Origin of the sequence: Bacteroides ndongoniae, from assembly GCF_900108345.1 — a bacterium.
In the GTDB taxonomy this organism is placed as follows: domain Bacteria; phylum Bacteroidota; class Bacteroidia; order Bacteroidales; family Bacteroidaceae; genus Bacteroides; species Bacteroides ndongoniae.
The window spans coordinates 1,409,819-1,421,984 of sequence record NZ_FNVV01000014.1; the positions used below are offsets into that span (position 1 = coordinate 1,409,819).

General features: G+C 47.7%; 11 protein-coding genes. All 11 read left to right on the forward strand.

Features of this window, described 5'->3' with window-relative positions; all coding sequences use genetic code 11:
* Positions 1-64 precede the first annotated feature (64 nt).
* The 11 genes from BQ5591_RS16615 to BQ5591_RS16665 all read left to right on the forward strand — a co-directional run bounded on the left by BQ5591_RS16615 (position 65) and on the right by BQ5591_RS16665 (position 12,164).
* Complete coding sequence (locus tag BQ5591_RS16615) at positions 65-2,788, forward strand: TraG/VirB4 family ATPase (protein WP_071150163.1); 2,724 nt, start codon at positions 65-67, stop codon at positions 2,786-2,788.
* A gap of 273 nt (positions 2,789-3,061) precedes the next feature.
* Positions 3,062-5,599 (forward strand): hypothetical protein, encoded by a 2,538-nt coding sequence (locus BQ5591_RS16620; RefSeq protein WP_071150164.1) that lies wholly within the window; start codon positions 3,062-3,064, stop codon positions 5,597-5,599.
* Positions 5,596-6,321 carry a hypothetical protein gene (locus BQ5591_RS16625; protein ID WP_071150165.1) on the forward strand — a complete coding sequence of 242 codons (726 nt, stop codon included), beginning with the start codon at positions 5,596-5,598 and terminating at the stop codon, positions 6,319-6,321. The genes BQ5591_RS16620 and BQ5591_RS16625 overlap by 4 nt, the downstream gene beginning before the upstream one ends.
* A gap of 19 nt (positions 6,322-6,340) precedes the next feature.
* The gene (locus tag BQ5591_RS16630; RefSeq protein ID WP_071150166.1) at positions 6,341-7,111 is read left to right on the forward strand and encodes a DUF5045 domain-containing protein; all 771 of its coding nucleotides are present in this window, start codon (positions 6,341-6,343) and stop codon (positions 7,109-7,111) included.
* A gap of 19 nt (positions 7,112-7,130) precedes the next feature.
* On the forward strand, positions 7,131-8,264 hold the full coding sequence (locus BQ5591_RS16635) for a hypothetical protein (RefSeq protein ID WP_071150167.1): 1,134 nt from the start codon (positions 7,131-7,133) through the stop codon (positions 8,262-8,264).
* Positions 8,265-8,284: 20 nt separating this feature from the next.
* Entirely contained in the window at positions 8,285-8,671 is a 387-nt protein-coding gene (locus BQ5591_RS16640) for a hypothetical protein (RefSeq protein ID WP_071150168.1), read from the forward strand.
* 11 nt (positions 8,672-8,682) lie between these two features.
* Positions 8,683-9,297: a conjugative transposon protein TraK gene (gene traK / locus BQ5591_RS16645; protein ID WP_071150169.1), complete on the forward strand. Its 615-nt coding sequence runs from the start codon at positions 8,683-8,685 to the stop codon at positions 9,295-9,297.
* A 12-nt stretch (positions 9,298-9,309) separates the two neighbouring features.
* Positions 9,310-9,684 (forward strand): hypothetical protein, encoded by a 375-nt coding sequence (locus BQ5591_RS16650; RefSeq protein ID WP_071150170.1) that lies wholly within the window; start codon positions 9,310-9,312, stop codon positions 9,682-9,684.
* A 39-nt stretch (positions 9,685-9,723) separates the two neighbouring features.
* Positions 9,724-10,206, forward strand: a complete 483-nt coding sequence (locus tag BQ5591_RS16655) for a DNA N-6-adenine-methyltransferase (RefSeq protein ID WP_071150793.1) — start codon at positions 9,724-9,726, stop codon at positions 10,204-10,206.
* An 8-nt stretch (positions 10,207-10,214) separates the two neighbouring features.
* Positions 10,215-11,366: a conjugative transposon protein TraM gene (traM, locus tag BQ5591_RS16660; RefSeq protein WP_071150794.1), complete on the forward strand. Its 1,152-nt coding sequence runs from the start codon at positions 10,215-10,217 to the stop codon at positions 11,364-11,366.
* A 6-nt stretch (positions 11,367-11,372) separates the two neighbouring features.
* A complete protein-coding gene (locus BQ5591_RS16665) occupies positions 11,373-12,164 on the forward strand; it encodes a DNA-methyltransferase (RefSeq protein ID WP_071150171.1) in 792 nt (263 codons plus the stop codon).
* Positions 12,165-12,166: the final 2 nt, after the last annotated feature.

The window sequence follows — 12,166 nt, forward strand, 5'->3', positions numbered from 1 at the left end:
AATGCGGGTAGGTTCGCCTTCACTGAAGGTGAATCTGCCCTTATTTGATTGAAATAATACAGAAATGACAATATATATTCTTCTAATCTTCATCGCCTTATGTATCGGAATGGCTATTTCTGTCCATGCTTTCGGTACCGGCGGAAAACGCAAGCACATTTTCCGAGACATCTATTTCTCTGTAGAGAATACAGATGGCATAGGTATCATCTATACCAAAACCGGAGAATATTCCGCCATCCTGAAAATAGAAAATCCGGTGCAGAAATACTCGGCCAATACAGACAGCTATTATGAATTTACACATCTGTTTTCTGCCATTGCACAAACTTTAGGCGAAGGGTATGCCATTCACAAGCAAGACATATTTATCCGCAAACAGTTTGAAGACGGAAGCGGAGATCAGCATGAATTCCTGTCGGCAGCCTATTTCAGGTATTTCAACGGACGACACTACACGGACAGTGTATGCTATCTGACAATTACGCAGGAATCCAAGAAAAGCCGCCTTTTCTCATTTGACAACAAGAAGTGGCGCGACTTCCTGGTAAAAATCCGCAAGGTGCATGACCTGCTGCACGATGCAGGTGTACAGGCAGTATTCCTGAATGAAACAGAGGCGAGCAGTTATGTAGACCGCTTCTTTGCCATGGATTTCAAAAACAAGACAGTTTCGATGACCAACTTCAAAGCGAGTGATGAAAATCTGTCAATGGGTGACAAACGCTGCAAGGTGTACAGCCTGGTAGATGTGGACTGTGTAAGCCTGCCATCACTTATACGTCCATACTCAAATATTGAAGTGAACAACAGTGAGATGCCTGTTGATCTGCTTTCGGCCATAGACAGCATCCCAAATGCAGAAACTGTGGTGTATAACCAGATTATCTTCCTGCCTAACCAGAAACGAGAATTGGCCTTACTTGACAAGAAGAAGAACCGCCATGCAAGCATACCAAACCCTGGAAACCAAATGGCAGTAGAAGACATAAAACGAGTACAGGAAGTAATCGCCAGAGAGAGCAAGCAACTGGTTTATACCCATTATAACCTGATAGTAGCCGTTCCGGCTGATACTGACTTGCAGAAATGTACAAACCATCTGGAGAATACTTTTTCACGTCTGGGCATCCATATCAGCAAACGGGCCTATAACCAACTGGAACTGTTTGTCAGCTCCTTCCCCGGTAACTGCTACAGTATGAGCGAGGACTATGACCGCTTTCTGACGCTCAGTGATGCGGCCATGTGTCTGATGTATAAAGAACGTATCCAGCACAGTGAGGAAACCCCACTGAAAATATATTATACTGACCGTCAGGGTGTACCTGTGGCTATCGACATAACAGGAAAAGAAGGAAAATACAAGTTGACAGACAACTCGAACTTCTTCTGTCTCGGCCCTTCCGGAAGCGGCAAGAGCTTCCACATGAACTCGGTAGTACGACAGTTATATGAGCAAGGTACGGATGTAGTGATGGTAGATACCGGTAATTCCTATGAAGGACTTTGTGAATATCTGAACGGCAAGTACATCAGTTATACGGAAGAAAAGCCGATAACCATGAATCCGTTCCGCATCAACCGTGCCGAACTGAATGTGGAAAAGACCGGCTTCCTGAAAAATCTTGTTCTGCTTATCTGGAAAGGCTCGCAGGGTACGGTGACAAAGACGGAAGACCGCCTGATAGAGCAGGTAATCACTGAATACTACGATACGTATTTTAATGGTTTCGAAGGATTTACCGTAACGCAGCGTGAGGATTTACAAAAGAGCCTTCAGATAGATGAGCGGAATCACAACGACAGGCGGGATGAAAGCGAAAGAGAGCGGGATGCACGTATAGACAGAATGATAAACGAGATGGAAAGACGACGCAAAGAACTGAAGGTGAAGGAACTTTCCTTCAATTCCTTTTACGAGTTCTCTGTACAGCGTATCCCGGACATTTGCAGTGAAAACAGAATTTCAGGGATTGACCTTTCCACCTACCGGTATATGATGAAAGACTTCTATCGAGGCGGCAACCATGAGAAGACATTAAACGAGAACATGGACAGCAGCCTGTTTGATGAAACATTCATTGTTTTCGAAATCGACAGTATAAAAGATGATCCCCTCCTGTTCCCTCTTGTTACGCTCATTATCATGGATGTATTCCTGCAGAAGATGCGTATCAAGAAGAACCGTAAGGTGCTTGTAATCGAGGAAGCATGGAAAGCCATCGCCAGCCCGCTGATGGCCGAGTATATCAAATTTATGTACAAGACCGCCCGTAAATTCTGGGCTTCGGTAGGAGTTGTAACCCAGGAAATACAGGATATTATCGGCAGTCCGATAGTAAAAGAAGCCATCATAAACAATTCGGATGTGGTCATGCTGCTTGATCAAAGCAAATTCCGAGAACGCTTTGATGAAATCAAGGCAATCCTCGGACTTACCGATGTGGATTGCAAAAAGATATTCACTGTAAACCGCCTTGAAAACAAGGAGGGACGAAGTTTCTTCAGGGAGGTATTTATCAGAAGAGGAAGTACAAGCGGTGTGTATGGTGTGGAGGAACCGCATGAATGCTATATGACCTATACGACGGAACGTGCGGAAAAGGAAGCCTTGAAACTATACAAGAAAGAGCTGGGATGCTCTCATCAGGAAGCCATCGAAGCCTACTGTCGTGATTGGGATGCCAGCGGAATCAGCAAATCACTTCCCTTTGCAAAGAAAGTGAATGAAGCCGGGAAAGTATTGAATCTGAAGCCATCAAAAAACAAGCAGACGATGGAATGAATGTAAAGACGCATATCTCAATCATGCACATCACAATAGGTACGTCCGTATATGGTTATCCGCAAGGCACTGATGCAGGCGGATATTGTAACCATAGAGAAATGTGCAGGAAAACCGAAGAATAGCTTTCAAATATTCCCTTTATCAAAGGAAAGAACCTACAGCACATAAAGGACATGCTTGCCGAAAAGGTCTGCATCCCAGCATGAGCCAAGGGGAAATAGACGTGTATGATACCATTTGTTGGAGTAACCTATAGCAAAAGCAACCATAATGAAACATCTGTCACTTATCATAACAATACTACTGCTGGCTGTCACCCGACCCGTACATGCCCAGTATTACAGCGTGAACTACGACGCACGTACCGTGGCGGCCATGGCGGCCGCATTCGGTACGGAAGCCGTAGCGGAGGGCTATTACGGTGAACAGGTGGATAATATTCTGAAGCACTACAACGCCGCGGAAGTGGCCGCAGCAGGAATATTCGCATCGAAATTTCTTCAGCACAAGGCTTTTACAGACTTGGGAATCTGGTGCAGCAGTACGGAAAATTACTATTACCGACGCATTTACCGCATGGTAGCGGAAAAAATCTTGCCCAAAATTGTGGTTGTGGCCAAACAGATGCTCCATTCGCCGCAAACGGCCATCTACTGGGGGAGCTATCTGATGAAGGTCTGCGACGACACGAAAAACCTGTGTATGCAGTTTGAAAGCATCGTAACCAACAGTTCGCTGACCTTCTCCGACATCACCTTTCTGAAAATCAGCGAGGAAATAGCCCCGCTTCTGAGACTGTCGGAAATTGGAAACATTGACTGGCAGCGTATGCTGGACGATCTGGCCAGTGTCCCGGGTAACTTTACCAAAGAAAATCTGCGTCAGGACATAGACAACCTGTACAATCTGGGAGTGGGACTTGCCACCGCCGGTACGGCCAATCTGGGGGAAGCCCTGCTGCAAAAGAGTGCGTTCCACAACCTGATGAACGGAAAGGTGGAGGAAATATTCAACCTTTACGACCATTACAGCGGACTGATGGAACGCGCCGAGCTGGACGCCGGCGGACTGCTGATAGACATGGTAGGCGGTCCGGACAACGTGGCAGGCCTCTTTGACATCAGCAACTATAACCTCACCCAATGGATAACAGACTATCTGGATGAAACTGCCGGCACCTACTATACCCAGCGGTGGTACATAGCCCGCCGCGACCAGGGAAGCATCGCACTGTGTGACTACTATCCTCCCACAGACGACAACAGTATCCTCAACGGCGGCGAATGGACACGCTTTGCCACCACGGATGCCGGATTCTATCCGAACGCATCGCAGAGAGAGCAGGCGCTGGCCAACTCAGAACGCTACGCGGGATGGTCGAGAAACCGTGTGGAACAGCTTAACAGACAAAATGACGGAAACAACTACAGTATAAACTACTGGATGAAGAGCTACATCATCAGTCGGGGCGGCAAACAGACCAAGAAAGCCTATGCATACGAGATTCATGTAAAGAAAAGCTGGAACCATGAGGAAATCGTATATGAAGAGGTCTTCGATTCCTACTCGATGGACCTGAACACCTTCAAGGCGCAACTGAACGCACGGCTGTCGGAGTTCAATGAGAACGAGGACGGCTACACCTATTATATAGCATCGGACGGCAGGAACTACTATCAGGCCACGGATGAAGTGAAGCTTCAGGGGTGTGAGAGCGTGACCATCAGCGTAACCTGTTCGGACGGTGTGACTCTCGGACAAGGGAGTACCCAATACAAATGCAGAAAGTGCGGCAGCTCTCCCAACGCACACACAAAAGAATGTGCCATGCAGACCTCGGTGACGGATGACGAACTGGACCTGTCGGAACTGGACGGCATAATTCAGGAAGCACAAAACAAGAAAGCATCGCTGGAAGCACAGATCAAGGCACTGGAGGAAGAGAACGCCATACTGCTGAAAAAAATCTCGGAAGCCAGTGTGGAAGACGCTGCCGTGCTCCGCCAGCAATACAATGCGAACAAGACGCAGATAGACAAGCTGAAGGCAGAGCTTTCCGAATGGGAACGGAAACTGTCTGAATACGAACAGGCCAAAGCCGATGCCGCAGCGGACAATTCGGTGGCTACGGACGACTATTACCGCATACCTGCCATCATGCAGGACTGCAAGACCACCTACGGACTCCGCTGGGAGGACAGCGGTTCATGGAACGGCTACACATTTGTCCGTAAGGCCACCATGCCCAACATTAACGGGGTAATCACTTTCCAAGCGACAGTATCCATAGCCAGAAAACCGAAATATTTTCTCGGCATCAAGATACACCGCGCTATCGTACAGATAAGCTGGGAACTGACCTCGGACTACACGGATACCCATGTAGCCGAAGTAATCACGCTGGACCCGGGCATGTCCGATACAGAGAAGACAAAGCAGGTAAATGACCGTATAGCGGAAATTGCCCGCCAGTACCCGTCGTGCAAGATTACGACGGAATACATGAAAACCCCTCCGTTGGAAGAGACACCCACCGGAGAGGTATATCATCTGCTCTGGTCAAGCGACCGTCTGGAGATAGCCAGAGAAGTGGATTCGCGCATCACGAAAATATACGCCGACCTTGTATCACTGGAAAAGATGATGCACTACAAACGGAATATCATTGACGTATTGAAGGACATCGCCCCTACACTGGACTGGGACGAAGGACGCCGCCGGACACTGGTGGAAGAATGCCATGAACGGTGGGTGGAAAATGCCAGAAACCTTCCGGAAAGGACAAGCAGAAAGGAGGTAGAGCCATGAAACATTATCTGATTATCGGCCTGTTGCTGATTATCCTTCTGCCGGAAGCAGCAAAAGCCCAATGGACTTTTGATATTGTATCGGTAGAAGCCTACATCAACGACCACAAGAAACAGCGCAGTCTGCTGCTGGCACGCAGTACACTGGAATACAGCAACAAGCTGCTGCATGAATACAGCCGGGACGAGGTAGGCAATTACAAGGAAGTGAATATTGATCTGGACCGTTATACCAGAGCTTTTGACATAATCGACGTGATGTACCAGTCACTGCGGACGGTGCTGAACGTAAAGAACACCTATACCACGGTGAGCAACCGCATAAGTGACTACAAGGACATGCTGGGGGCCTATAACGAAAAGATACTGCAGCATGGGCGTGCAGATCCGTCGGACCTGCTGATAATCACCATTAATGAAAGAGCCATACGGGATATCGCCCATGACGGGGAACAGCTATACAAGTCGGTTAGCGACCTTGTGCTTTATGCAACGGGTGCCGCCGCCTGCTCGACCGCCGACCTGCTGATGGTACTGGAATCGGTGAACCGATCGCTGGATGACATCGAGCGTCATCTGAACCAGGCCTACATAGAGACCTGGAGATACATTCAGGTAAGAATCGGCTACTGGAAAGCAAAGATATACAGAGAAAGAACCAAACAGGAAATCATAGACGGTGCCTTCGGCCGCTGGCGCGGTGCCGGTCGTCTGGATTATTAACGATAAAAACAAAAAAGATATGAAGACATCAAGGACATTTATCCTGCTTGCCGTGATAGCCGTTCAGGCTACGACGGTTCATGCACAGTATGCGACCTACAACCATGATTCACCCAAGCAGAATCAGATTACAGTAATGGAAACCGGTACGGGTGCGCTCACTCCTGAATTGTATTACTGGGCGCTGCACAATAGCTACAAGAAGACGGCGGCGACAAAAAACAAACTGTCTTTCCGTACCCTTGCGGGAGCCAACCTATACGGACAGGTGGACGATGCGGAAGCAATAGATTCCGCACTGGTAAAGCGTGCGGAAATTGAGGCACTGAACGTGGCAGACCGCCAGATAGACCTTGCATGGCAGGCTGAAGGAGACAAGATAAACGGACAGATGGAACGATTCAAGCGGAACATCGACCGCATCCTGACTGCCGGCGGCACCCCTGACGACAGAGAACGGTGGACAGAATACTACCAAATCTACGAATGCGCCATAAGCGCAACTCGGGATGCCTATATGCCCAATGCACAGCGCAAGAAGGAATACCTGCGCATCTATGAGGATGTGGCCCGAGAGAACGAGATCCTTGTATGCTATCTGGCAAAGAGACAGAACGCCTCGCTGACAAGTGAACTGCTGAATGCGAATGTGGTGGACAGAACTCCCGAAAAAGGAAGCATTGCCAGGGAAGCGATGAACCGATGGAACGAATCACGCTTTGCCGTACGCGGTTCGCAGGATACGGGCGGCACACAAGGCGGTGACGGTGAAGAAACAGTAAACAGATAAGAGGGAAAAGGAGGAAAAAATGGCAGACGGAAACATACTATCAGACTTCGGCATCAATATTCTTGAAGAGGAAATAGATGACGTGATATTCCAAACGAACGAATTTCTTACTGACGCGACTTTTACTGGGTCACAAGGCCCTTTCTGGTGGATCCTGCAGATGTGCATGGCACTGGCCGCACTGTTTTCTCTTGTTATGGCAGCCGGAATGACTTACAAAATGATGGTAAAACACGAGCCTCTGGACGTGATGAAACTGTTCCGGCCTCTTGCTATTTCTGTGGTGCTATGCTGGTGGTACCCTCCGGCGGACACAGGCATGGCGAACAGCGGAAACAGCTGGTGTTTTCTGGACTTCCTGTCCTACATACCCAACTGCATCGGTTCGTACACGCATGACCTCTATGAAGCGGAAGCCACCCAAATATCAGACAAGTTCGCGGAAGTACAAGAACTGATATACGTACGCGACACACTCTACACCAGCCTTCAGGCTCAGGCGGACGTGGCCCATACGGGAACATCAGACCCCGGACTGATAGAGGCTACAATGGAACAGACCGGTGTGGACGAAGTGACAGGGATGGAAAAGGATGCTGCCAAGCTGTGGTTTACCTCACTGACTTCCGGTGTAATGGTGGGGATTGACAAAATCATCATGCTCATAGCCCTGATCGTGTTTCGCATAGGCTGGTGGGCTACCATATATTGCCAGCAGATCCTGCTGGGGATGCTGACCATCTTCGGACCTATACAATGGGCATTTTCCCTCCTGCCGAAATGGGAAAGTGCCTGGGCCAAATGGCTGACAAGGTACTTGACGGTACATTTCTACGGGGCAATGCTGTATTTTGTGGGGTTCTACGTGCTACTGCTGTTTGACATCGTACTGTGCATACAGGTAGAGAACCTTACGGCGATAACCGCAAGCGAACAAACGATGGCAGCCTACTTACAAAACTCGTTCTTCTCTGCCGGCTATCTGATGGCGGCTAGTATCGTGGCACTCAAGTGTCTGAACCTCGTACCTGACCTCGCGGCATGGATGATTCCGGAAGGCGATACGGCATTCTCTACCCGAAACTTCGGAGAAGGAGTTGCCCAACAGGCCAAGATGACGGCAACCGGAGCCGTAGGAGGAATAATGAGATAAAACAACATATAAAAGAAGAAATGAAACGCAAAGAGAAAGTTGACAAATGGCTGGAAGATGAAGCATTCATGAGCTTCGCGCAAAAGCGTACTACCGAAATAGCCAGGTATATACTGAACAATTATCCGTATGACCTGAAATATGAGGAACTGGATGAATGCTTCGGGCGTGACGACCGGTATGTCGTACCGGTAGTAGATTATCTGGTGTACAGACTGCACCGTGCCAAACTGAAAAAAAACTCCAAGAAGCGCAGAGAAGGAATCTGGTGGGTATTTGTACAGGTTATCCTACTGGGACATGACGTAAAGTATTTCGCTAAAGAATTCGACCGGCTGTTGCCGGAACTGCGCTTAACCCTCATACCAATGCTTCATGCGGAATATATGAGGACATTGAACAACTAAATAAAAGAATTATGGTAATAAAGAACTTAGAGAACAAGATAAAACTGGTAGGTATTATCTGTACCGCCTTCCTCATAGGGTGTATCATCATCAGTGTGTCGAGCATCTGGACAGCCCGTACCATGGTAACTGACGCCCAGAAAAAAGTGTATGTACTGGACGGAAACGTCCCCATACTTGTAAACCGCACAACTATGGACGAAACGCTGGACGTGGAAGCCAGAAGCCATGTGGAAATGTTCCACCACTATTTCTTCACATTGGCACCGGATGACAAATATATCCGATACACGATGGAAAAAGCCATGTATCTGGTGGATGAGACAGGACTTGCACAGTACAATACACTAAAAGAAAAAGGATTCTATTCCAATATTCTGGGAACAAGTGCCGTGTTTTCGATTTTCTGTGACAGTATAGCCTTTGACAAGGAAAAAATGGAGTTCACCTACTATGGCAGGCAGCGTATCGAACGCCGCAGCAGCATCCTGATGCGTGAACTTGTGACAGCAGGCCAATTGAAAAGAGTGCCGAGAACCGATAACAACCCCCACGGACTGCTCATCACCAACTGGCGCACGCTGCTGAACAAAGACATAGAACAGAAAACCAAAATAAACTACTAAAATTATAGTAACATGAATACCAAAGGATTCAGACGAATGCTGTTCGGCGAGAAAATGCCGGACAAGAATGATCCGCAATACAAGGAACGCTACGAGCGTGACATAGAAGCCGGACGCAAATTTGCCAAAGCAACCAGAATAGACAAGGCGGCAGCCAAAGTGCAAGGGTTTGCCAACATGCACCGGAACCTGTTTCTGGTCATTGTCTTTGCTTTTGTCTTAGGTGGACTGGTATGGAACATTTACCGCATTTCTGTAGTGTACCGTCATCAGCCCGTGCAACGAACAGCAACCGAAATGCAAGACTCCGTACTCAAAGAACGGCGAAAAGTCTTTTACACGCCATCTGAACATAACAGCAGCAAAGCAGAAGAAAAAAGCCCATAAAAACAAATCCAGAAAAAAGCAAACACAACCATGACACGTATGAATACAAGATTTGAAAGGACTGAAAAGGCATCAGATGAATGGTATACTCCCAAAGATGTACTGGAGGCATTGGGAAAATTCGACCTTGACCCCTGTGCACCGGTCGCTCCGCTGTGGCCGACAGCTACAGTCATGTATGACAAACGTATTGACGGATTGTCTCAAAAATGGGAAGGCCGCGTATGGCTCAATCCACCTTACTCACGTCCACTTATAGAGCAGTTTGTGCGCCGGCTGGCAGAACATGGAAACGGCATCGCATTGCTGTATAACCGATGTGATTCCAAGATGTTCCAGGACATCATCTTCAAGAAAGCAATAGCCATGAAGTTTCTACGCCACCGCATCAGATTCTACCGTCCGGACGGTACACGCGGTGATTCGCCCGGATGTGGAAGTATCCTTATCGCCTTTGGAAAAGACAATGCAGAAATATTAAAGACGTGTGCCCTAGAAGGGAAATATGTACAAATCAATTAATGAGAGCAATGAACATAAAGGAAAAAATCAAGCAAATCAACTGGAGGCAGCCCAAATTTATGTTACCGGCAATCCTCTACATTCCGCTGATGGGCGGATCGTACTTTATCTTCGACCTGTTCCATGCAGAAAAAGCAGAGATTCCGGATAAAACGCTGCAGACGACGGAATTTCTGAATCCTGAGCTTCCGGACGCCCAAATCAAAGACGGAGACGGAATCGGAAGCAAATATGAGAACATGGCAAAATCATGGGGTAAAATACAAGACTATTCCGCAGTAGATAACATCGACCGTGATGAACCGGACGAAAACAAACAAGCTTATGAATCGCAATACACACAAAATGACATCGCCCTGCTCGACCAGCAGGAGAAAGACAAGGCTATGGCCACACAAGAGACCGATACCAAAGAGAGAGAAAAAGAAGCCCTTGCGGAACTGGAGAAGGCTTTGGCAGAAGCGAGGTTAAAAGGACAGAAAGCAATAGAACCTATAGCTGGAGATTCTGATGCCACAGCCATACCCATGGACACAATCCATTCTGCGGGAAAAATTGAAGAAGACAGCCGTTCGGTGAAAGCCCCTGCTGAAACAGCAAAAGCCAGTGAAGTGGTGAAGAAAGTAAAGACAACCTCCGACTACTTCAATACACTGGCTAAAAACTCCCGTGAACCAAAGCTCATACAGGCCATCATTGATGAAAATATCAAGGCTGTTGACGGTTCACGTGTACGTCTAAGACTACTTGATGATGTGGAAATTGACGAACATGTAGTCAAACGCGGCTCTTACCTGTATGCCACCATGAGCGGATTCTCTTCCGGGCGGGTAAAAGGCAGCATCAACAGCATACTTGTAGATGACGAACTGGTGAAAGTAAGTCTGTCACTGTATGACACGGATGGACTGGAAGGACTGTATGTACCCAACAGCCAGTTCCGGGAAACGAGCAAAGATGTTGCAAGTGGTGCCGTAACAGGCAACATCAGCATGAACACAACGGGGGCCGGGAACAGTCTGGCCCAATGGGGAATGCAAGCAATGCAGAATGCCTACCAGAAAACGAGCAACGCTATCGGCAAGGCCATCAAAAAAAACAAGGTGAAGCTGAAATACGGAACCTTTGTCTATCTGGTAAATGGTAATAACAAACAATAAAAGATTATGATAGAAACAGATCACATATACCACATGGACTGCCTGAAAGGAATGAACCAAATGGCAGACAACAGTGTAGATGCCATCATTGCCGACCTACCGTATGGTGTACTGAACAGCAGAAACCATTCAGCAGTATGGGACAAACAACTTCCCTTGGACCTGCTGTGGGAACAATATCTTCGTATTGCCAAGCCGGAGAGTCCCATCATCCTGTTTTCACAAGGCATGTTTACAGCAAAGCTGATGCTTTCGCAACCACAAATGTGGAGGTATAACCTTGTATGGCATAAGGACAGGGTAACAGGACACTTGAACGCCAACCGGATGCCGCTGCGCCAGCATGAGGATATTATAATCTTCTACAGGCACCAACCAGTTTATCATCCGCAGATGAAGCCCAGCCTGCCGGAGCAAAGAAACCACAGCCGCCGGAAAACAGAAGGATTTACCAACCGGTGCTATGGCAAGACAGAACTGTCTCCCATACGTATGGCTGATGACAAATATCCCACTTCGGTAATCGCCATACCCAAGGAACACCGTAAGGGCACATTCTATCATCCGACGCAAAAGCCGGTAGCCTTGCTGGAATATCTGATACGAACCTATACGGACGAAAAAGACATAGTTCTGGACAATTGCATAGGCTCGGGCACAACTGCAGTAGCCGCAATCCGGACAGGGCGACATTATATAGGCTTTGAAACCGAAAAGAGCTATTATGAGATAGCCCAAAAACGTGTTGACGAAGAGCTGCAGCAACATAATACTGAAATACAGGCAACAAAAGAATAATA